Origin of the sequence: Micromonospora sp. WMMD708, assembly GCF_049315245.1 — a bacterium.
Classification (GTDB): Bacteria; Actinomycetota; Actinomycetes; order Mycobacteriales; family Micromonosporaceae; genus Micromonospora; species Micromonospora wenchangensis.
This window is the reverse complement of the sequence record NZ_CP186060.1, coordinates 5,585,444-5,606,366: the sequence shown is the minus strand read 5'-3', so window position 1 is coordinate 5,606,366 and position 20,923 is coordinate 5,585,444. Positions and strand designations below refer to the sequence as shown.

The 20,923-nt window shown below is 74.6% G+C and carries 20 protein-coding genes; 13 read left to right on the top strand and 7 right to left on the bottom strand.

Features of this window, described 5'->3' with window-relative positions; all coding sequences use genetic code 11:
- The first annotated feature begins 12 nt into the window (after window positions 1–12).
- The 9 genes from ACN260_RS24600 (at window position 13) to ahcY (ending at window position 9,223) form a co-directional block, all read left to right on the top strand.
- The gene (locus tag ACN260_RS24600; protein WP_422753255.1) at window positions 13–210 is read left to right on the top strand and encodes a hypothetical protein; all 198 of its coding nucleotides are present in this window, start codon (window positions 13–15) and stop codon (window positions 208–210) included.
- Between the two features lie 43 nt (window positions 211–253).
- On the top strand, window positions 254–925 hold the full coding sequence (locus ACN260_RS24595) for an endonuclease V (protein WP_422756815.1): 672 nt from the start codon (window positions 254–256) through the stop codon (window positions 923–925).
- Window positions 926–1,066: 141 nt separating this feature from the next.
- Window positions 1,067–2,317, top strand: coding sequence for a hypothetical protein (locus ACN260_RS24590; protein ID WP_422753254.1), 1,251 nt, complete (start codon window positions 1,067–1,069; stop codon window positions 2,315–2,317).
- A gap of 69 nt (window positions 2,318–2,386) precedes the next feature.
- Entirely contained in the window at window positions 2,387–3,769 is a 1,383-nt protein-coding gene (locus tag ACN260_RS24585; protein ID WP_422753253.1) for a phosphomannomutase/phosphoglucomutase, read from the top strand.
- Between the two features lie 63 nt (window positions 3,770–3,832).
- Complete coding sequence (locus tag ACN260_RS24580) at window positions 3,833–4,018, top strand: Trm112 family protein (RefSeq protein WP_088642951.1); 186 nt, start codon at window positions 3,833–3,835, stop codon at window positions 4,016–4,018.
- Entirely contained in the window at window positions 4,015–5,211 is a 1,197-nt protein-coding gene (locus tag ACN260_RS24575) for an SIS domain-containing protein (RefSeq protein ID WP_422753252.1), read from the top strand. The genes ACN260_RS24580 and ACN260_RS24575 overlap by 4 nt, the downstream gene beginning before the upstream one ends.
- Window positions 5,208–6,212, top strand: a complete 1,005-nt coding sequence (locus ACN260_RS24570) for a cation diffusion facilitator family transporter (RefSeq protein WP_422753251.1) — start codon at window positions 5,208–5,210, stop codon at window positions 6,210–6,212. Before ACN260_RS24575 ends, ACN260_RS24570 begins: the two co-directional genes overlap by 4 nt.
- Window positions 6,213–6,214: 2 nt before the next feature.
- Window positions 6,215–7,450, top strand: coding sequence for a mannose-6-phosphate isomerase, class I (gene manA / locus ACN260_RS24565; protein ID WP_422753250.1), 1,236 nt, complete (start codon window positions 6,215–6,217; stop codon window positions 7,448–7,450).
- Between the two features lie 285 nt (window positions 7,451–7,735).
- Window positions 7,736–9,223 carry an adenosylhomocysteinase gene (gene ahcY, locus ACN260_RS24560; protein WP_422753249.1) on the top strand — a complete coding sequence of 496 codons (1,488 nt, stop codon included), beginning with the start codon at window positions 7,736–7,738 and terminating at the stop codon, window positions 9,221–9,223.
- 100 nt (window positions 9,224–9,323) lie between these two features.
- On the opposite strand, the gene ACN260_RS24555 is transcribed toward ahcY, so the two are convergent.
- Window positions 9,324–9,482 carry a hypothetical protein gene (locus ACN260_RS24555; RefSeq protein WP_204928231.1) on the bottom strand — a complete coding sequence of 53 codons (159 nt, stop codon included), beginning with the start codon at window positions 9,480–9,482 and terminating at the stop codon, window positions 9,324–9,326.
- Between the two features lie 300 nt (window positions 9,483–9,782).
- Between ACN260_RS24555 and efeU the strand changes: the two genes are divergently transcribed.
- The 3 genes from efeU to efeB are packed head-to-tail and all read left to right on the top strand — an operon-like array spanning window position 9,783 to window position 13,261.
- Window positions 9,783–10,745, top strand: a complete 963-nt coding sequence (gene efeU / locus ACN260_RS24550) for an iron uptake transporter permease EfeU (protein WP_422753248.1) — start codon at window positions 9,783–9,785, stop codon at window positions 10,743–10,745.
- 31 nt (window positions 10,746–10,776) lie between these two features.
- On the top strand, window positions 10,777–11,910 hold the full coding sequence (efeO, locus tag ACN260_RS24545) for an iron uptake system protein EfeO (RefSeq protein WP_422753247.1): 1,134 nt from the start codon (window positions 10,777–10,779) through the stop codon (window positions 11,908–11,910).
- A 49-nt stretch (window positions 11,911–11,959) separates the two neighbouring features.
- On the top strand, window positions 11,960–13,261 hold the full coding sequence (gene efeB, locus ACN260_RS24540) for an iron uptake transporter deferrochelatase/peroxidase subunit (protein ID WP_422753246.1): 1,302 nt from the start codon (window positions 11,960–11,962) through the stop codon (window positions 13,259–13,261).
- A 12-nt stretch (window positions 13,262–13,273) separates the two neighbouring features.
- Here the strand turns inward: efeB and ACN260_RS24535 are convergent, their stop codons facing one another.
- Complete coding sequence (locus tag ACN260_RS24535; protein WP_422753245.1) at window positions 13,274–14,254, bottom strand: RDD family protein; 981 nt, start codon at window positions 14,252–14,254, stop codon at window positions 13,274–13,276.
- Window positions 14,255–14,295: 41 nt separating this feature from the next.
- Between ACN260_RS24535 and ACN260_RS24530 the strand changes: the two genes are divergently transcribed.
- Window positions 14,296–15,369, top strand: a complete 1,074-nt coding sequence (locus ACN260_RS24530; RefSeq protein ID WP_422753244.1) for a stage II sporulation protein M — start codon at window positions 14,296–14,298, stop codon at window positions 15,367–15,369.
- A gap of 212 nt (window positions 15,370–15,581) precedes the next feature.
- Here ACN260_RS24530 and ACN260_RS24525 read toward each other — a convergent pair whose 3' ends face one another.
- From ACN260_RS24525 to ACN260_RS24505, 5 genes are read right to left on the bottom strand one after another with little or no spacing between them, the layout of a single operon-like run.
- Window positions 15,582–16,892, bottom strand: a complete 1,311-nt coding sequence (locus ACN260_RS24525; RefSeq protein WP_422753243.1) for a DUF58 domain-containing protein — start codon at window positions 16,890–16,892, stop codon at window positions 15,582–15,584.
- Complete coding sequence (locus ACN260_RS24520) at window positions 16,889–17,878, bottom strand: AAA family ATPase (protein ID WP_422753242.1); 990 nt, start codon at window positions 17,876–17,878, stop codon at window positions 16,889–16,891. The genes ACN260_RS24525 and ACN260_RS24520 overlap by 4 nt, the downstream gene beginning before the upstream one ends.
- Window positions 17,875–19,302, bottom strand: coding sequence for a DUF4350 domain-containing protein (locus ACN260_RS24515; protein ID WP_422753241.1), 1,428 nt, complete (start codon window positions 19,300–19,302; stop codon window positions 17,875–17,877). The genes ACN260_RS24520 and ACN260_RS24515 overlap by 4 nt, the downstream gene beginning before the upstream one ends.
- Window positions 19,299–19,883: a DUF4129 domain-containing protein gene (locus ACN260_RS24510; RefSeq protein WP_422753240.1), complete on the bottom strand. Its 585-nt coding sequence runs from the start codon at window positions 19,881–19,883 to the stop codon at window positions 19,299–19,301. The genes ACN260_RS24515 and ACN260_RS24510 overlap by 4 nt, the downstream gene beginning before the upstream one ends.
- Entirely contained in the window at window positions 19,880–20,725 is an 846-nt protein-coding gene (locus ACN260_RS24505; protein WP_422753239.1) for a hypothetical protein, read from the bottom strand. The genes ACN260_RS24510 and ACN260_RS24505 overlap by 4 nt, the downstream gene beginning before the upstream one ends.
- Window positions 20,726–20,923: the final 198 nt, after the last annotated feature.

Sequence of the window (20,923 nt, the reverse complement as noted above, 5' to 3'; positions counted from 1 at the left end):
TAGGGTGGGGCGATGACGGACCCTGCTGCCAAGAAGCGTCAGACGAGCGCCTGGGTGTCGGGCATGGCCATCGGCATCGTCATCGGGCTGATCATGTTCCGGGACGCCGTCGGTGTGGCGTTCGGGATCTCCATCGGTATCGCCTTCGCCATCGCCTTCGGTGCCTTCGACAAGGAGGAGGAGGGTGGACGCGACGGTGGGCCCGGCTGAGACCGGGGGAGGGCCGGAGCACGGGGACGCCGGTTCGCCCGGGTTGACGGTCGCCGAGGCGGTGGCCGTACAGGACCGGTTGCGACCCCGGGTGGACCTGGTCGGGCCGGGTCCGCGCCGGCCCGCGACGGTGGCCGGCCTCGACGTGGCGTACGCGCCGGACGGCGACCTGCTCGCCGCGGCGGTGACCGTGCTCGACACCGCGACCCTGGCGGTGGTGGACCACGCGGTCAGCGTGGGCCGGCCCGCGTTCGGGTACGTGCCGGGGCTGTTCGCCTTCCGGGAGCTGCCCGCCCTGCTGGCCGCCCTGGACCGGCTGACCACCCGCCCCGAACTGCTGGTCTGCGACGGGCACGGGTTGGCCCATCCGCGTCGCTTCGGGTTGGCCTGCCACCTGGGCGTGGTGACCGGGCTCCCGGCGATCGGGGTGGGCAAGACCCCGCTGGTCGGCGGGTGGACCGGGCCGGGTCCGCGCCGGGGGGACGCCGCCGAGCTGATCGACGCCGGTGAGGTGGTCGGCCGGGTGCTGCGGACCCGGGACGGGGTGAGGCCGGTGTTCGTCAGCGTCGGGCACCGGATGGACCTGGACAACGCCGTCGCGCAGGTGCTCGCGTTGACCCCGCGGTTCCGGCTGCCGGAGACCACCCGTACCGCCGACCGGCTCTGCCGCGAGGCCCTCGCCGCCGCCACCGGTCCGGCCCGCGTCGCCGGCTGAGGGGCGTGGGCCGGGCGGACCCGGGCGGTCGGGTCGAGGGGTAACGCGGCCCACAGGCGGGGCGATCTGTCACCGGGTGCCCTGTCTCGCTGGTAGTAACCTGGCCGGCGGCCCCCGCCGGGGCGGAGGGTGAGGTGGGCGATGTCCGTGCGTCGGCAGGTGACGCGGGTGGTGACCGTCGGTGCGCTGCTCGCCGGGCTGGTGACCCTCGGCGCGCTCCCCGCCCATGCGGACGAGGACCGGGTACGGGTGCGGGCCTCGGGTGGCTTCTCCGCCGGTGGGTCCCCGGGCGGGGTCACGATCGAGGTGCGCAAACGCACCGACGGGTGTGTGCTGCTGCGGACCGCGCTGGGGCTGAGCCTGGCCGGGGTTGGCGCGGACCAGGTTCGGGTAGAGGTGAGTGTCGGGGGGCGATGGTCCACTGTGCCCGTCACCGGTGGCGGCGGCGTGCTCCAGGTCTCCCGTACCTCGTCGGCGGGTCCACCGTTGTGCAAGGGAAAGAGCAGCACCGTCCGCTACCGGGTGGCGTTCCTCGCCGGGGCGCCGGCAGGCCGGCTGGACGTGGTCGGTGAGGCGACGACCGCGGTCGGTCGGCTGATCGGCCGGGGTGCCGACACGTCCCGGGTCGGCGGACGGGCCGCCGGCTCCCCGACGCCGAGCCCCACCCCGACCAGGAAGCCCACCCCCACCCCCACGCCCACCACCCCCGAGGCGACCACGCCCGCCCCGACGGCGGCGGCCACCGGGGCCGCGCTCGCCGCCCCGGCGGCCGGCCCGGCCGGCACCGCCGCCGCAGAGACCTCCGGAGGATCCATGACCATGTTTGCCGGCATCGCCCTGGTGATCCTGGGTGCCGGGCTCATCGCCCTGCTGATCTTCCGGTCCCGCGCCGACCGGGCCGCAGTCGACCCGGGCCGGGCCACCGACGCGGTCGACCTTCCGGTGCTGCCGCAACCCCGCAACCCCGGCCCGACCACCTACCGCTCCGGCGGCGCGGTGGCGGCTCCGGCCCCGGCCCCCTCCGGCCAGGTGTACGGGCAGCCGCAGCCGTCCGCCCCGGCCCGCCCGGGTGGCCTGTACGGGGCCCCGGCCGCCTACCCGACGGTGACGCCCACCCCGCGCCCGGCAGGCGGGGTGTACGGCAGCCGCCCGGCGACCGCCCCACCCGCCCAGGGCGGCCCGGTCTCCGCGCCCCCCGCGCCGACCCCGCCGGCAGCCCCACCCGCCCAGGGCGGCTCGGTCTCCCTGCCACCCGTCCCGGAGCCCGCACCGACGCCGCCGGCCGCCCCACCCGCGCCGCCGGCCGCCGCCCCGCCCGCACCGGGCCGGCCGGCGTCACCGGCCGCCAAGGGCGGCGAAGCGACGACGATCATGCCCGAGCTCCCCGGCTAGGAGGGGACGGACGCCACCGCTCCGATACGCTCAGGGTCGTTGACGACCCCTGTCGAGGAGCTGAAACCGGTGTCTGACCTGTCCCAGATCGTGAAGGCGTACGACGTCCGTGGGACGGTGCCCGACCAGTGGGACGAGCGGGTCGCCGAAGCCCTCGGTGCCGCGTTCACCCGGGTGCTCGACGATGCCGGCGAACCGGACGGGGCGGTGCTGATCGCGCACGACATGCGGGCCACCGGCCCGGGGCTGGCCGCCGCCTTCGCCGACGGCGTGCGGGCCGAGGGGCGGGCCGTGATCGAGCTGGGGCTCGCCTCCACCGACATGCTCTACTACGCCTCCGGGGCGCTCGGCCTGCCCGGCGCGATGTTCACCGCCAGTCACAACCCGGCGCAGTACAACGGCATCAAGATGTGCCGCTCCGGGGCCCGCCCGATCGGCCAGGACAGCGGCCTGGCCGACATCCGGGCCCGCGCCCAGGCGCTGCTGGACGCCGGCACCCGGCCCACCGCGGTGCCGGCGGCGCCCGTCGACCGGCGTGACCTGCTCCCCGACTACGCCGCCCACCTGCGCAAGCTGGTCGACCTGTCGAGCATCCGTCCGCTCAAGGTGGTGGTGGACGCCGGCAACGGAATGGGCGGCTACACGGTGCCGAGCGTGCTCGGCGACGCGGCGTTGCCGGCCCTGCCGCTGGAGATCGTGCCGCTCTACTTCGAGCTGGACGGCACCTTCCCCAACCACGAGGCCAACCCGCTCGATCCGAGGAACCTGGTCGACCTCCAGCGGGCCGTGGTGACCCACTCCGCCGACCTCGGCCTGGCCTTCGACGGCGACGCCGACCGGTGCTTCGTGATCGACGAGCGGGGTGAGCCGGTCTCCCCGTCGGCGATCACCGCCCTGGTCGCCGCCCGCGAGCTGGCCAAGCACCCGGGGTCCACGGTGATCCACAACCTGATCACCTCCCGGGCCGTACCGGAGATCATCCGCGAGCACGGGGGCGTGCCGGTGGTGGCCCGGGTGGGGCACTCCTTCATCAAGGCCGAGATGGCCCGGACCAACGCGATCTTCGGTGGGGAGCACTCGGCGCACTACTACTTCCGGGACTTCTGGTTCGCCGACACCGGCATGCTCGCCGCCATGCACACCCTGGCCGCCCTCGGCGAGCAGTCCCAGCCGCTGTCCCTGCTGGCCAGCGGCTACGAGCGGTACGTCGCCTCCGGCGAGATCAACTCCACGGTCACCGACCAGGCCGCCCGGGTCGCGGCGGTGCGGGCGGCGTACCCGCAGGCGGAGGCCGACGAGCTGGACGGGCTCACCCTGCGGTTCCCCGACGGCGCGTGGTTCAACCTGCGCGCGTCCAACACCGAACCGCTGCTGCGGCTCAACGTCGAGGGCCCGACCGAGGAGCGGATGACCTCGCTGCGCGACGAGGTGCTGGAACGGGTTCGCCGCTAAGATCCCCTCCGCCGGTCGGCACCGCCTACCGGCACAGACCACACACGTGGAAGGAGCCGCGCCGTGGCCCTGGACCCGCAGTTGCTCGAAATCCTCGCCTGCCCGGACACACACCACGCACCGCTGGACTACGACGCTCAGGCCCAGACCCTCACCTGCACGCAGTGCGGTCGCATCTTCGAGGTGCGCGACGACGTGCCGGTGCTGCTGCTGGACGAGGCTCGTGGCGGGCCGGAGGCGCAGCGGTGATGGACGGAACGGCCGGCGTCAGCGGTCGGCAGGTGGCCGACGAATCGATCCTGGACGACCCGGACGCGGTCGCCGCCCACGATCCGGGCGGCATGCTGCGCTTCACCGCCTCGGCAGGTGCCCAGGTGCGGGAGGCCGCCGCGCTGACCGCCGAGGCCAACCTGGCGCTACTGGAGGACGAGGGCCGCCCGCGTGCGGTCGTCATCGCCGGCATCGGCACCGCCGGGCGTACCGGGGACGTGCTGGCCACGGTCGCCGGGCCGCGCTGCCCGGTGCCGGTGATCCCGCACCGCAGCGCCGGGGTGCCCGGCTGGGTCGGCGCGGCCGACGTGGTGATCGCGGTCAGCGCGTCCGGCCGTAGCCCGGAGGCGTTGGGCGCCGCCGAGGCCGCGCACCGCCGGGGTGCCCGGCTGGTCGCGGTGGGCGCGCCCGACTCGCAGTTGCAGTCGGTGGCGGAACGGGCCCGTGCGCCGTTCATCCCGGTGCCCCGTCGGGCCCCGGCCCGGGCCAGCCTCTGGGCGCTCACCGTGCCGGTTCTGCTCGCCGCCCGTACGCTCGGCCTGGTGAAGGTCAACGAGGCGGATCTGGCCGAGACGGCGGCCCGGCTGGACGCCGACGCCGACCGGTGCCGGCCGACCGCCGAGTCCTTCGTCAACCCGGCGAAGTCGCTGGCCCTCGGGCTGGCCGGGTCGATCCCGATCGTCTGGGGTTCGTCCCCACTGGCCACCGTGGCGGCCCGCCGCTTCGGTGACACGCTGTCGGCCAACGCCCGCTACCCGGTGGTCGCCGGGGCGCTGGGTGAGGCCGGGCGGGGCCGGGTCGGCCTGCTCGACGGCGTCTTCGGCGGTCTGGTGGAGTCGACGCGGGACATCTTCGCCGACCCCGACGAGGCCGAGCCCGATCCGACCCGGCTGCGGCTGGTGCTGCTGCGTGACGGTGGCCTCAACGCCGACGACGACACCGACGAGCCGCTGGCCGTCGAGGAGCGGCGCGCCGACGCCGTGCAGACCCTCGCCGATCGGCGCGGGGTGCGCTGCGACGTGGTCACCGCCGAGGGCGGCTCCGCGCTGGAACGGCTCGCCTCCCTCGTCGCGGTGCCCGACTTCGCGTCGGTCTACCTTGCCCTGGCCCATGGGCTGGACCCGATGGCCGTTCCGGCCGTCACAGAGATGAAGGAGCTGTCGAACCAGTGAGCGCGAACGGCGGTACCAAGGCGATCATCGCCGCCCTGCTGGCGAACATCGGTATCGCCATCACCAAGTTCATCGCGTTCCTGCTGACCAGTTCGTCGTCGATGCTGGCGGAGTCGATCCACTCGGTGGCCGACTCGGGCAACCAGGCGCTGCTGCTGCTCGGTGGCAAGCGGGCCAAGCGGGCGGCCACCCCGGAGCACCCCTTCGGGTACGGCCGGGAGCGCTACATCTACGCGTTCATCGTGTCGATCGTGCTGTTCAGCCTCGGTGGCCTGTTCGCGCTGTACGAGGCATGGCACAAGGCGGCCGACCCGCACCCGATCACCTCGTGGCAGTGGGTGCCGGTGACGGTGCTGCTGGCCGCGATCGTGATGGAGGGCTTCTCCTTCCGTACGGCGATCAAGGAGTCGAACCACACCCGGGGCAGCCAGTCCTGGGTGAACTTCATCCGTCGGGCCAAGGCGCCGGAGCTTCCGGTGGTGCTGCTGGAGGACTTCGGCGCGCTGGTCGGTCTGGTGCTCGCGCTGTTCGGTGTGGGGATGACCCTGATCACCGGCAACGGCATGTGGGACGCCGCGGGCACCGCGATGATCGGCATCCTGCTGGTGATCATCGCGATCGTGCTGGCGATCGAGACGAAGAGCCTGCTGCTCGGTGAGGGTGCCGACCCGGCCGACCTGGCGGCGATCGAGCGGGCCGTCACCGATGGTCCCGAGGTCGAGCGGATCATCCACATGAAGACGCTCTACCTCGGCCCGGAGGAGCTGATGGTGGCTGCGAAGATCGGCGTGCCGGCCTGGGAGAGCGCCGAGGAACTGGCCCGGGGCATCAACGCGGTCGAGGCACGCATCCGCGCGTCCGTGCCGATCGCCCGGGTGATCTACCTGGAGCCGGACATCTACAGCGTCGCCGCCGAGCGGGCGGGCACCGGTACGGCCGCGCCGACCGCCGCGGTACCGGCGGGTGGGTCGAGTGAGGTGGCCGGGCGGGCCGGAGGCTGACCGTGGAACTGCTGCACGGGTCGATCCGCGACTACGCCTGGGGGTCCCGCTCGGCGCTCGCCGAGTTGCAGGGGCGACCGGCGCCGACCGACGGCCCGGAGGCGGAGCTGTGGCTGGGCGCCCACCCGGGCGGCCCGGCCACGGTCGACCGGGACGGCACGCGGGTGAGCCTGACCGACCTGCTGGTCGCCGAGCCGGACCACTGGCTCGGCGAGGAGGTGGTCGGCCGGTTCGGCACCCGGCTGCCGTTCCTGTTGAAGGTGCTCGCCGCGGACGCCCCGTTGAGCCTCCAGGCCCACCCCGACGCCGAGCAGGCCCGTGCCGGCTACGCCGCCGAGCAGGCTGACGTCGGGCAGCCAGGTGACGGGCAGGCCGGGGTAGGCCAGGCTGGTGACGGGTGGGTCGACGGGGTGGCGGGGCGGGCACGGGGGCCGCGCAACTACGTCGACCCGTACCACAAGCCGGAGTTGCTTGTCGCGTTGACGCCGTTCGACGCGCTCTGCGGGTTCCGGGACCCGCAGGTGTCGGCGACGGCGTTGGCCGGGTTCGGCGTACCGGAGCTGTCGCCGGTGGTGGCCGCGCTGCGGGCCGGGCCGGCGGGGCTGCGGGAGGCCGTACGCGCGTTGCTGAGCTGGCCGGACGCCGACCGTGCCGGGCTGGTCGAGGCGGTGCGCACGGCGGACGCCACCGGGCCGGACACGGAGCTGGCCCGGGACCTGGCGGCCCGCTACCCGGCCGATCCGGGGGTGCTGGTGGCGCTGCTGCTGCACCATGTGCGGCTGACGCCGGGGGAGGCGATCTGGATGCCGGCCGGCAACCTGCACGCCTACCTGAGCGGCACCGGCGTGGAGATCATGGCGGCCAGTGACAACGTGCTGCGCGGCGGGCTGACCCCGAAGCACGTGGACGTCGACGAGTTGCTGCGGGTGCTGCGGTTCGACGTGCTCGACGATCCGGTGCTGGTCGCCCGGCCGGTGACGCCCGGGGTGGTCTGCTGGCCGGTGCCGGTGGACGACTTCGCGCTGCACCGGGTGACGGTGGAGGCGTCCGGGCCGGAGATCCGGCTGCCGCTGCCCGGCCCCCGGGTGGTGTTCTGCCACCAGGGCAAGGTCGGGGTGGACGACGGGGCGGGCGCGGTGATGCTCGGCCCGGGGCAGGCCGCGGTGGGCACGGCAGCGGGCGCGGCGCTGGTCCTCTCGGGTACGGGCTCGGCGTTCGTCGCCACGTGCGGCGGCTGACGGCACCGCAGCGACCTGCGCCACGCCGCAAGTCCGACTTTCCCGAATTGCTTGACGGGTCCGTATCTCAGGGTAATCTCATGAGTACGCAGCGTTGTCGCGACGAAGGTCCGGCGGCGCGCGGGGGTAACCAAACCGGGGGGATGCACGGGGCGGCCGGCAGGTGGACGAGGTTTCGTCCCATGCCGACCGCCCCGTGCGCTGTCCCGAGGCGGCCCACCGTGCGCCGCGAGGAGGCGGGCGTAAGGTGGATGGTCGCGCAGCCATCGTTCGACAGGAGCCTTCATGACCAGCACCCTCCCGGCGTCATCCAGCGACGCCCGGCCGGCCACCCTCGCCGAGGGCGACTACAAGGTGGCGGATCTGTCGCTCGCCGAGTTCGGGCGCAAGGAGATCCGCCTCGCCGAGCACGAGATGCCCGGCTTGATGGCGATCCGCCGCGAATTCGCCGACGCCCAGCCCCTCGCCGGCGCCCGGATCACCGGTTCGCTGCACATGACCATCCAGACCGCCGTCCTGATCGAGACGCTGGTCGCCCTCGGCGCGCAGGTCCGCTGGGCGTCCTGCAACATCTTCTCCACCCAGGACCACGCCGCCGCGGCGATCGTGGTCGGCCCCGACGGCACCCCCGAGGCCCCGAGCGGCGTCCCGGTCTACGCCTGGAAGGGCGAGAGCCTGGAAGAGTACTGGTGGTGCACCGAGCAGGTGCTCGCCTGGCCGGACGGGCAGGGCCCGAACATGATCCTCGACGACGGCGGTGACGCCACCCTGCTGGTGCACAAGGGCGTCGAGTTCGAGAAGGCCGGGGCGGTCCCGCCGGTCGAGTCCGCCGACTCCGAGGAGTACGCGGTCATCCTCCAGGTGCTGCACCGCAGCCTCGCCGAGGACAACCAGCGCTGGACCCGGATCGCCGCCGGCATCAAGGGCGTCACCGAGGAGACCACCACCGGCGTGCACCGGCTCTACGAGATGCACCGGGCCGGCACCCTGCTCTTCCCGGCCATCAACGTCAACGACTCGGTGACCAAGAGCAAGTTCGACAACAAGTACGGCTGCCGCCACTCGCTGATCGACGGCATCAACCGGGCCACCGACGTGCTGATCGGCGGCAAGATGGCCGTCGTGCTCGGCTACGGCGACGTGGGCAAGGGCTGCGCCGAGTCGCTGCGCGGCCAGGGCGCCCGGGTCGTGGTGACCGAGGTCGACCCGATCTGCGCGCTCCAGGCGGCGATGGACGGCTACCAGGTCGCCACCCTGGAGGACGTGGTCGAGCAGGCCGACATCTTCATCACCGCGACCGGCTGCTTCGACGTCATCACCAACGAGCACATGGCCCGGATGAAGCACCAGGCTATCGTCGGCAACATCGGCCACTTCGACAACGAGATCGACATGGCCGGGCTGGCGAAGCGCTCGGACGTCACCCGGGAGAACATCAAGCCGCAGGTCGACGTGTGGCGCTTCGACGACGGCCACGCGATCATCGTGCTCTCCGAGGGCCGCCTGCTGAACCTGGGCAACGCCACCGGCCACCCGAGCTTCGTGATGTCGAACTCGTTCGCCAACCAGACGATCGCCCAGATCGAGCTGTACACCAAGACCGACGAGTACCCGGTCGGCGTCTACGTACTGCCCAAGCACCTGGACGAGAAGGTGGCCCGGCTGCACCTGGACGCGCTCGGCGCCCGGCTGACCGAGCTGACCAAGGAGCAGGCCGCCTACCTCGGCGTCTCGCCGGAGGGCCCGTTCAAGCCGGAGCACTACCGCTACTGAGCACCCGGACGCAGGAGGGGGTCGGCCACCACGTGGCCGGCCCCCTCCCCCGTCTGCTGGTCGGGCTCGGAGCCGGCGGGACGAGGGTGGGGCGGCCGGGTCAGGACGGGCCGGGGCCGCGGCGGGTCGGGCGGACCCAGGTCCACACGCACCAGGCGAGCCAGGCCAGCGAGACGGCCACGGCCAGCGGACGTAGCCGCAGGGCGTTGAGGACGATCACCAGCGCGAGGACGGCCAGCCACGGGCCGAAGCCCCTCACCGGTGCCCACCCGGCCGACGGTGGCGTAGCGCACACGGGCCGGAAGTCCCTGGTGCGGGGGTGTCCGCGGGGCGGAGGGTGGGGCTGCGGGGCGCGTCGTCCACGGGGCGTCCTGTCCTGGGGGTATGCCGCATCCTGCCACGTCGGGCGGTGGGTCGGCACCCCCTGGGCGACGGGTCAGGCCGACCCTTCCGACCAGGGTGAAGCTGTCAAGAACGACTTGACGGACGCCCCGATCAGGAGGAAGGTATGGCTGCCCTAAGTTGCCTGAGGCAAGCCTTACCACGACACGGAGCACCGATGTTCGCCACGTACCTGATCGGCCTGCGGGAGGGCCTGGAGGCCACGCTGGTCGTCAGCATCCTGGTCGCCTTCCTGGTCAAGTCGCAGCGCCGGGACCGGCTGCCGCAGGTGTGGGTCGGCGTCGGGCTCGCCGTGGCGCTCTCGGTCCTGTTCGGCTGGCTGATCGAGTACACCTCGACCTCGCTGCTGGCCCGTTCCGAGGACCGGGAGCTGTTCGAGGCCGTCACCTCCGTCGCCGCCGTGGTCTTCGTGACCTGGATGATCTTCTGGATGCGTCGGGCCGCCCGGACCATCGCCGGTGAGCTGCGCGGCAAGCTGAGCGAGGCGCTCGCGGTCGGTTCGCTCGCGGTGGCCGGGATGGCCTTCCTCGCGGTGGTCCGGGAGGGCCTGGAGACCGCGCTGATCTTCTACTCGGCGGCGCAGAGCGCGACCGGCGGCACCGGCTCCGGCCCGCTGCTGGCCCTGATCGGCGGCATCGCCACCGCCGTCGGGATCGGCTTCCTGCTCTACCGCAGCGCCGTGCGGATCAACCTGTCCACGTTCTTCACCTGGACGGGCGCGCTGCTGATCCTGGTCGCCGCCGGCATCCTCAAGTACGGCGTGCACGACTTCCAGGAGGCCGGGGTGCTGCCCGGCCTCAACGACCTGGCCTTCGACATCACCGGCGTGCTCGACCCCAACACCTGGTACGCCGCCCTGCTCGCCGGGATGTTCAACGTCACCGCCGCGCCGAGCGTGCTGGAGACGGTCGCCTGGGTCGCGTACGCGGTACCGGTGCTGGTGCTGTTCCTGCGCCGGCCGGCCACCCCGGCGAAGCCCACCCCGGCACCCACCGCCGCCGACGGCCACACGACCACCGCCACCGACGGTCCCACCGCCACCGCCACCGCCGACGGCGACGCCGCCGCCGCGCAGGACGGCCCCGCCACCGCGCAGCCGGCCGGGTCGCGGCGCGTCTGATCCACCGCCCTCTGCAAGGAGACAAGCAACGATGCGTACCACCCGTTTCCTGGTGCTCGCCGCCGTCGGCGCACTCGCCGTCACCGGTGTCACCGCCTGCGGTGGCAAGGACGACCAGCCCGACGCCGGCACCGGCAACACGGTCAAGGTGAAGGCCACCGACAGCGTGTGCGAGGTCGACGTCACCGAGTTGGACGCCGGCCAGGCCACCTTCACGGTGACGAACTCCGGCAGCAAGGTCAACGAGTTCTACGTCTACGCCGCCGGTGACCGGGTGATGGGCGAGGTGGAGAACATCGCCCCGGGGCTGAGCCGGGAACTGCGGGTGGAGCTGCCGGCCGGGACGTACGAGACGGCCTGCAAGCCCGGCATGAGCGGCCGGGGCATCCGGGGCGCGCTGAAGGTGAGCGGCACCGCCGCGACCGTCGCCCCGGACGCCGCGCTGACCGAGGCCACCGCCAGCTACCAGCGGTACGTGACCAGTCAGACCGCCGCCCTGCTGACCAGGACCGAGGAGTTCGTCACCGCCGTCAAGGCCGGCGACGTGGCGAAGGCCAAGGCCCTGTACCCGGTGGCCCGCACCTACTGGGAGCGGATCGAGCCGGTCGCGGAGAGCTTCGGCGACCTCGACCCGAAGATCGACGGGCGGGAGGAGGTCATCGAGGAGGGCATGGAGTTCACCGGCTTCCACCGGATCGAGAAGGACCTCTGGACCACCGGCGACATCAGTAAGGACGGTCCGATCGCCGACCGGCTGCTGGCCGACGTCAAGGAGATCGTGACCCGGGCCAACGCCGAGAAGCTCACCCCGCTCCAGCTCGCCAACGGGGCCAAGGCCCTGCTCGACGAGGTGGCCAGCGGCAAGATCACCGGCGAGGAGGAGCGGTACTCGCACACCGACCTCTGGGACTTCAACGCCAACCTGGAGGGCTCCAAGGCCGCCGTCGCCGCGCTGCGGCCCGCGCTGGAGCAGCGCGCCCCCGAGCTGGTCGCCCAGCTCGACAAGGAGTTCGCCAACGTGGAGGCGGCGCTCGGCAAGCACCGCGACGGCGACGGCTGGAAGCTGCACACCCAGCTGAGCAAGACCGAGCTCAAGGAGCTGTCGGACAGCATCAACGCCCTCGCCGAGCCGGTCAGCAAGGTCGCCGCCGCCGTCGCCCGGTGACGACGGGTCAGCACGGCCGTCGTCCGGCCGGTCCCTCCCAGGAGAGTCGATGAGCGAGCAGAGCAGCACCGCCGGCCGGGGACGCCGCCGGCTGTCCCGCCGGCGGGCGATCACCCTCGTCGGGGTCGGTGCCGCCGGGGTGGCCGGGGTGGCTGCCGGAGCGGGCGCGCTGGCCCGCGACGGTGACCGGGCCGCCGCGTACGACGGGGCCGCCGGTGCGGTGCCGTTCCACGGCGAACACCAGGCCGGGATCACCACCCCGGCCCAGGACCGGCTGCACTTCGTCGCCTTCGACGTGATCACCAGGGACCGGGACCGGCTGGTCGCGATGCTCCAGGAGTGGACGGCCGCCGCCGCCCGGATGACCGGCGGAAAGGACGCCGGGGTCATCGGTGCGGTCGGCGGTATGCCGGAGGCCCCGCCGGACGACACCGGCGAGGCGCTGGGCCTGCCCCCGTCGCAGCTCACCCTGACCGTCGGCTTCGGCGCGACGCTGTTCCGCGACGCGCAGGGCCGGGACCGGTTCGGCATCGCCGGCCGCCGCCCCGCCGCGCTGGCCGACCTGCCGCACTTCGCCGGGGACGCGCTGCGCCCGGAGATCTCCGGCGGCGACCTGTGCGTGCAGGCGTGCGCCAACGACCCGCAGGTGGCGGTGCATGCCATCCGCAACCTGGCCCGGATCGGGATGGGTGTGGTCAGCGTCCGATGGTCGCAGCTCGGCTTCGGGCGTACCTCGTCGACGTCGCGGGACCAGGCGACCCCGCGTAACCTCTTCGGCTTCAAGGACGGCACGGCCAACCTCAAGGCCGAGGACGCCGGTCTGCTGCGCGAGCAGCTCTGGGCCCAGCCCGACGACGGCGCGGACTGGATGGTCGGCGGGTCCTACCTGGTCACCCGCAAGATCCGGATGCAGATCGAGACCTGGGACCGCAGTTCGCTGGCCGAGCAGGAGCAGATCGTCGGGCGGACCAAGGGCAGTGGCGCGCCGCTGGGCCGCCGCGACGAGTTCGACGAGCCGGACTTCGCCGCGAAGGGCGACGACGGTCAGCCGGTGATCGCCGTGGACTCGCACGTGCGCCTCGCCCACCCCACGCAGAACGACGGCGCCCGGCTGCTGCGCCGGGGCTACAACTACGTGGACGGGTCGGACGGGTTGGGCCGGCTCGACGCCGGACTGTTCTTCATGGCCTACCAGCGGGACCCGCGCCGGCAGTTCGTGCCGATCCAGACCCGGCTCGCCCGCAACGACGCGATGAACGAGTACCTGCGGCACGTCTCCAGCGGGCTGTTCGCCTGCCCGCCCGGGGTCCGCGACGCCGCCGACTGGTGGGGCCGCGCCCTGTTCAGCTGAACGGCGTGCCGGTCAGGCCGGGTGGTCCGGCGACGCCGACCGGAGCAGCGGCCCGGCCGGGGCCGGCGGGTTGACGGCGGCCGGGGCGACGACGGCGGGGGTGGCCGGGGTCGGGTCGGGCCAGAGGGCGGCGGTGAGCGCCCGCTGGTGGCGCAGCCGCAGCGACCCGCGCCTGTTGCGTTCGGCCAGCACCGCCGCCAACAGCAACGGCTCCGGTACGCCGGGCGGCGGCGTCGGCGCGGTCACTGCCGCCACCTCGCGCCACAACTCCCGGGCCAGCCGGCTGCGGTACGGCTCGACGATCTGCTGCCCCCGGGTCAGGTACTGGCGTACCGCCAGGGCCAGCGCGTCGTCCAGCCGGGTCAGGTCCAGGGTGGCGGCCCAGCCGACCAGCGGCGCGACGATCGCCGGGGCCGGCCGCCAGGGGTGTGTGGTGCGGGTGTGCACGACCATCGTGCCGGCCACCAGGTCACCCAGCCGTCGGCCGCGCGGGTCGGTCAGCATCACCGTCGCCCCGGCCACCCAGCTCAGCAGCGGCAGCACCAGCCCCGGCCACTCCACGGCCGCCCCGACCAGCGCCCGGGTCAGCGACTGACGCAGCTGCACCGGGCCGCCGTCGGCGCTGACCACCCGCAGCCCCACGGCGAGCTTGCCGGGCGTCCGGCCGTGGTTGAGACGTTCCCACAGCACCGGGTAGCCGACCACCACCAGCACCAGACCGAGGGTCTCCAACGCGCCGGTCAGCGCCCGGTCCACCACCTGGTCGGGGAGCACGATCAGCACCAGCGGGGTCAGCGTCAGGGCCAGCAACGCCGCGCAGAACAGCTGACCGACGATGTCGATCAGCAACGCCAACACCCGGGAGCCGAGCCGTGCCGCCCGGACGTCCAGCGCGACGGCCTCGCCGCTGACCAGACCCGCGTCCGCCCAGTGCCCCGCCGGGTCGACGCCGGGCGGGACGGTGCCGGCCGGCACCGGTGGTTGCGCGCTCACCCGGACAGTGAACACTATGGTCGCGGAACGGGGGAGGACCAGTGGATCTCGACGCGTACGTCGCCGAGCACGGCCACCAGTGGCGACGGCTGGAGCTGCTCTGCGACCGCCGCCGGCTCGACGTCGACGAGATCGACGAGATGGTCCTCCTCTACCAGCGCACCGCCACCCACCTGTCGGCGCTGCGCAGCCGGGCACCCGATCCTGCCCTGGTCAGCCGGCTCTCCCAGCTCGTGCTGCGGGCGCGGGCCCGGATCACCGGCCGGCAGCGGGCCTCCTGGTCGACCGTCGGGCGGTTCCTCACCGTCGGGTTCCCCGGCGCGGTCTACCGGGCCTGGCCGTGGTGGTGCGCGGTGGCGACCGGGTTCAGCCTGCTCAGCGGCTTCCTCATCTGGTACGTCGCCGGCAACCCGGGCACCGCCGCCGCGTTCATCGGCCCGGACGCCGCCGCCGACCTGGTCGACTCCGGATTCGCCGGCTACTACACCGAGTTCTCCGCCCCGACCTTCGCCTTCCACCTGTGGACCCACAACGCCTGGATCGCCGCCCAGTGCCTCGCCGCCGGGGTGCTCGTCGTGCCGGTGCTCTACCTGCTGTGGCAGAACGCGCTGAACATCGGGGTGGTGGGCGGCGTGATGGTCTCCTACGGCCGCTCCGACGTCTTCTTCGGACTGATCACCCCGCACGGGCTGCTGGAGCTGACCGGGGTCTTCGTGGCCGCCGGGGTCGGGCTGCGTACCGCCTGGGCGTGGATCTCGCCGCCGGATCACCTGGGCCGGGGCCGGTCGGTCGCCGAGGCCGGCCGGTCGGCGATCCTGGTGGCGGTGGGTCTGGTCGGGCTGTTCGCGGTCTCCGCGCTGCTGGAGGCGTTCGTCACCCCGGCACCGGTGCCGGTGGCGCTGCGGGTCGGCGTCGGCGCGGCGGTCTGGCTGGGCTTCTTCGCCTACGTGGTGCTGCTCGGCCGGCGGGCGGTTGCCGTCGAACGCCTACCGGTCGAGCGGACCGACCCGTGGCTGGCCGAACTCTGGCCCTCCACCGACCCCACCCGCGCCTGGCACCCTACCCACCGCCCCCCACCGACCCACCGCCCCCCACCGACCCACCGCCCTCACTGACCGCCACACCCCACGGCGTCCTCCCCACCACCCCTCCCCACCAACCCCTTCCTGCTCTGCGCCCACCGGGGCGACGGAGACACCATGATCAGATTGCCGTTATGCACACGACACGCCGGGAGAACTGCTCTTTTCGGCAATTCGATCATGATGTCCAGGCGGCAGGCGGCAGGCGGCAGGCGGCAGGCGGGGCCGGGTGGGGAGAGCGGGTGTCAGAGCTGACCGAGGGCCTTGAGCCGGAGGTAGGTGTCGGCCAGGGCCGGGGCGAGCCGGTCCGCCGGGGCGTCCACCACTGTCACGCCGTACCGGCCGAGGGCGGCGCGCACCCGGTCCCGCTCGGCGAGCGCCCGCCAGCCGGCCGCGGCGGCGTAGGCGTCCTCGGGGCGTACCGGCGGGCCGGTGGTCAACGCGGTGAGCACCGGGTCGTGCACGGCCGCCACCACCACCCGGTGCCGGGCGGCCAGCCGGGGCAGCACCGGCAGCAGCCCCTCGGCGAGCGCCCCCGGCTCCAGCGCGGTCAGCAGCACCACCAGGCTGCGCCGCCGGTGCCGCCGCAGGATCTCCGCGACGATCAGGTCGAAGTCGGTCTCCACCAGCGCCGGGTGCACCGGCGCGAGCGCGTCGACCAGCCGGGGCAGCAGGTCCCGCCGTCCGGTGCCGGTGACGGTGGCCCGGATCGCGGCGTCGGCGGCCAGCAGGTCGACCCGGTCGCCGGCCCGGGCGGCCAGCGCGGTCAGCAGCAGCGCCGCGTCGATGGCGGCGTCCAGCCGGGGTACGTCGCCGACGCGTACCGCCGAGGTGCGGCCGGTGTCCAGCACGCACACCAACCGCCTGTCACGCTCCGGCCGCCAGGTGCGGACCAGCACGTCGGAGCGGCGGGCGCTGGCCCGCCAGTCGATGGAGCGCACGTCGTCGCCGACCACGTACTCGCGCAGGGTGTCGAACTCGGTGCCCTGGCCGCGTCCCCGGGTGACCTGGGTGCCGTCGATGACCCGCAGCCGGGACAGCTTCTCCGGCAGGTGCCGCCGGGAGTCGAACCGGGGCAGCACGCGCAGTGTCCAGCCGGGGGTGGCGGGCCGCCCGGCCCGTTGCCGGAACGCCAACCCGAGCGGCCCGAACGAACGCACCGTCACCGTCACCGCCGGCCGGTCGCCGCGCCGGGTGGGGGTGAGCCGGTTGGGCAGCACCAGCACCCCGCCCGGTCCGACCCGGGACACCCGGTCCGGGGAGACGTCCGGACGGGCCCCCGCCGACGGCACCCACCCGTCGCGCACCTGGGCGCGCAGCGTACGGCCGGAGGTGTTGGCCAGGCGCAGCGTGACGGTCGCCCGGTGGCCGAGCCGGACGGCCCGGTCGCCCTCCCGGTCGACGCTGAGCCCGTGCAGCGGGGCGGCGAGCGCCCAGTCCACGGCGGTGAGCAGCAGCACGACGGCGGTCATCACGGCGACGGCGGGCACCGGGTCCGGCCAGAACGGCAGGGTGGGCACGCCCGCCAGCAGCAGGACGGCCGCCCGCCAGGTCATCGCGGGGTCGGCACGGTGGCCAGCACCGTGTCCAGCACCGCGTCCACCCCGACCCCCTCCAGCTCGACCTCGGGCCGCAGCCGCAGCCGGTGCCGCAGCGTCGGCCGGGCGGTGGCCTTGACGTCGTCGGGGGTGACGTGGTCGCGGCCGGCGAGCCAGGCCCACGCCTTCGCCGTGCTGAGCAGCCCGGTGGCCCCCCGGGGCGACGCGCCCAGCTCCAGGGCGGGGGTGGCCCGGGTGGCCCGGCACAGGTCCACGATGTAGCCGAGCACCGGTTCGGCCACGTGCACCCGGCCGACGGCGTCCCGGGCGGCGGCCAGGTCGGCGGCGTCGGCCACCGGGCGTACGCCGGCCGCACCGAGGTCACGCGGGTCGAACCCGGCGTGGTGGGCGCGCAGCACCCCCAGTTCCTCGTCCCGGTTGGGCAGCGGCACGGTCAGCTTGAGCAGGAACCGGTCGAGCTGCGCCTCGGGCAACGGGTAGGTGCCCTCGTACTCGACGGGGTTCTGGGTGGCGGCCACGATGAACGGGTCCGGCAGCGGCCGGCGGGCGCCCTCGACCGACACCTGGCGCTCCTCCATCACCTCCAGCAGCGCCGACTGGGTCTTCGGCGGCGTCCGGTTGATCTCGTCGGCGAGCAGCAGGTTGGTGAAGACCGGCCCCTCCCGGAAGGTGAACGCGGCGGTGCGCGGGTCGAAGATCAACGAACCGGTGACGTCACCGGGCATCAGGTCGGGGGTGAACTGGACCCGCTTGGAGTCCAGGTCCAGGGCGGTGGCGACGGTACGGATCAGCAGCGTCTTCGCCACCCCGGGCACCCCCTCGAGCAGGACGTGGCCCCGGCAGAGCAGCGCGATCACCAGGCCGGTGACCACCGGGTCCTGACCGACGACCGCCTTGGCCACCTCGGTGCGCAGCCGGTGCAGGGCGGCCCGGGCGTCGTCCGGGCCGGCCGTGGGCTCGGCGGTGGTGGCGGGTCGGGTCACCGGGGGTCTCCTTCGGTCGGACGGTCGGGCGCTGCCGCCACGGTACGGGTCAGCCGGTCCAGCGACCGGGCCAGCTCCAGCAGTTCGGCGTCGGTCTGCGGAGCCGCGCCGAAGAGCAGCTCGTGGATCTGCTCCGGGGTCCCGCCGGCCGGCCCGGCCACCCGGGCCGCCACCTCCGCCGGCCCGAGTGTCGCGGGCAGGTCGAGCCGGCCGCGCAACCGGCCCAACGCGGCGGTCCGCAGGGTGGTGGCGGCCGGGCCCCGGGCACGGGCCCGCTGGTAGAGCCGGGCCCGACCGAGCACGGTCTCGGCGGAGCGGACCTCGACGGGCAGCGGCTCGGTCACCGGCGGGCCGAGCCGGCGGGCCCGCCACAGCACGATCACCAGGGCTGCCACGGCGAGCTGGAGCAGCAGCGCCCAGAACCAGGGCGGGAAGGCGTCCAGCAGTGGATGGTCGTCGGGTGGTGGGGGACCGGCCGAGTCGGGGGCGTCACCCGAACCGTCGCCGTCGCCGTCACCGGTGGCGGTTCCGGGGCCACCCGGGCCGCCCTCGCCGCTGCCGTCGCCGTCGTACCCGGTGGACCCGCCGGGGGTGGGTGACCAGGCGGGCTCGCCGGTGCCGCCGGGCCGGCCGAACGTCGGGGCCGGTGCCGGGCCGTCCAGGTCCAGCCACACCACCCGCCCGTGGACGCCGAGCAGGCCGGTGGCGAGCGCCTCGTTGCCGTGTTCGGCGATCCGGTCGTTGCGGAACGGGTCGCTGGCGCCGATCACCAGCACCTCGGCCCGGCCGGGCAGCCGGACCAGGCCGTCGGCGTAGCAACGGTCGAGGGTGGCCGCCGTGCCGGGCGCGGCGGCGTACCGCTGGAGCCCGGCGGCGGCGACCCCGGCCCGGTTCGCCTCGGGCACCGCGCAGGGCCGGCCGCCGGCCTCCGGACCGACCGCCCGGGTGGCCCAGCGGCGGTCGGTCGGCACCAGCGGCAGGCCGGCGGATTCGAGCACCCGGCGGGACGGGTCGACGAGGACCAGCCGCCGGCCGGCCGGCAGCTCACCCAGCGCGCCGAGGGTGTCCGGGTGCAGCAGCTCCGCCGCCGGGACGAACAGGGTGGCCGGGTCACGGTCGAGGCCGAGCAGGGCCGGCAGCAGGTCGGTCTCCCGCGCGACGGTGACCCCCCGGGCGCGCAGCGCGTCGGCGAGGCGGCTGCCCCCGTCGTCGTCGGTGGCGACCGGGGAGAGGAAGCCGGGGTCGCCCGGGTCGGGCTGGTCCAGCCCGTGGGCGGCGATCGTGCCGGCGAGCAGGGCGGCGGCCAGCGCCAACGGCACGATCACCCGGTGCCGGCGGCGACGTCGCCGCACGGGCGCGACCGGTGGCGGGCCGCCCGCGGTCGGCGGGGGAGCGCCGAGCGTGGCGGTGGCGGGGCCGGTCACCGGGCGCCCCCGTCCGGTGGTGGGGCGGACAGCGCCCGGTCCAGGTCGTCGGCGAGTTCCCGCATCCGTCGGTCGTGGTCGGCGGCGGCCGGGCGCTGGGCGTACCACAGCTCGGCGAAGATGGCCCCGGCGGCGCGCAACGGCGGGTCGACCGGGGGCCGGGCGCGGGCCGCCGCGTCGGTCAGTTCGGTGACGGTCATCCCGGGCCGGGGGGCCACCGCGCCGACCGCGACCAGCCGGCGGACCATGGCGCGCAGCCGCTCCCGGACGGCTTCGGCGTACCGGCCCTCGGCCGCCAGCCGGTCGGCCAGGGAACGCGCGGCGTCGGCCGGGAGGTCGTCGTGGGCGCCACGGGGGCGGGGCAGCGCCACCGCGGCCGGCCCGTCGGCCGTGCGTCGTCGCCACCGGGGCAACCGGAGCCGGGGCAGCCGCCACCGGGGCAGCCGGCGGGGCACCCAGGCCGGGAAGTGGTACCAGGCGAGCGCCGCCACCCCGGCCAGCAGCACCACCAGCAGCGCCGCCAGCGGGAGCGGCAGCACGTCGCCGAGCGCGGCGACGGCCTCCGTCCACCACCGGCTCATCGCCCGACCGCCGGCAGGCCGGGCGCGACGAGCCCCGCGGGGGTACGGGCGAGCTGGATGTCCAGCCCTTCGGCGCGCATCCGGGCGTCCAGGTGGATCACCGCGTCCAGGCAGGCCAGGGCGGGGTAGGCGACGCTGTTCACGGCGCCGAAGGCGAGCATGGCGGCGGCGGCCCGTACGCCCGGGTCGGACAGGTCGACCAGGTGCAGCGACTCGACGCCGAAGAAGAGGCCGAGGGCCAGGCCGACCCGCAGCACCCACCAGCCGAGGTAGCCCAGCAGCCGGACGGCGGCGGCCCGGCCCCGTACCGCGACGCGGGCCGCCCGGGGCACCGCCGACACCCCGGGCACCCGGTCCAGCACCACCGCTGCGGCGACCGAGCCGAGCAGCCCGTAGCCGACCAGCCAGGCCGGGCCGAGCAGGGCCGCGACCAGCATCAGCAGGCCCACCGCCGGGGCGAGCAGCAGGGTGACGCCCCAGCGGGCGCTCGCCGGGCGGAGCAGTTGCGCCACGGTGGCCCGGCGGCCGAGCAGCGCCGTGCCGGCCGCCCGGGCTGCCGGGTTGCCGAGCAGTAGGACGATCACCGCCTCGGCGGCGGCGCCCACCGCGAGCAGTTGCCACCACAGCGGGAACACCCCGCTGTCGCTCCACCAGACCGGGGGCAGCGCGTCGGCGAGCCGCCGCAGCGGGTACAGCAGCAGTTGTTCACCGGCGGCGAGCGCGACGCCCAGCGGGACCAGCACCCGGCCCTGGTCGCGCAGCAGCAGGACGGCGGAGTCGAGCAGTTCACCGACGGTGAGCGGACGCCGGGGAAGCACGGCGGTCGGGCCGACGTCGGGCACACGTACTCCTGCGGATGGTGGCTGGCGGGCGGCGACCTGCCCGGGGATCATGGTGACATGGCACGACCGGCCGGGTGGATCCACCGGGCGGCTCACGCGATGCGGTCATCGGGGGAGATATCGCGCGTGGGACGTGCGGAGGCACCTCTTCCGGCAGTACCGTGCCATCCAGACGCCGATCCCACCAACTGAACGGGG

Excerpts from the sequence above, each read along its gene's own strand:
- ACN260_RS24600 (WP_422753255.1), top strand. The coding sequence starts at position 13 with ATGACGGACCCTGCTGCCAAGAAGCGTCAGACGAGCGCCTGGGTGTCG.
- ACN260_RS24590 (WP_422753254.1), top strand. The coding sequence starts at position 1,067 with ATGTCCGTGCGTCGGCAGGTGACGCGGGTGGTGACCGTCGGTGCGCTG.
- ahcY (WP_422753249.1), top strand. The coding sequence starts at position 7,736 with ATGACCAGCACCCTCCCGGCGTCATCCAGCGACGCCCGGCCGGCCACC.
- efeU (WP_422753248.1), top strand. The coding sequence starts at position 9,783 with ATGTTCGCCACGTACCTGATCGGCCTGCGGGAGGGCCTGGAGGCCACG.
- efeO (WP_422753247.1), top strand. The coding sequence starts at position 10,777 with ATGCGTACCACCCGTTTCCTGGTGCTCGCCGCCGTCGGCGCACTCGCC.
- efeB (WP_422753246.1), top strand. The coding sequence starts at position 11,960 with ATGAGCGAGCAGAGCAGCACCGCCGGCCGGGGACGCCGCCGGCTGTCC.
- ACN260_RS24525 (WP_422753243.1), bottom strand. The coding sequence starts at position 16,892 with ATGACCTGGCGGGCGGCCGTCCTGCTGCTGGCGGGCGTGCCCACCCTG.
- ACN260_RS24510 (WP_422753240.1), bottom strand. The coding sequence starts at position 19,883 with ATGAGCCGGTGGTGGACGGAGGCCGTCGCCGCGCTCGGCGACGTGCTG.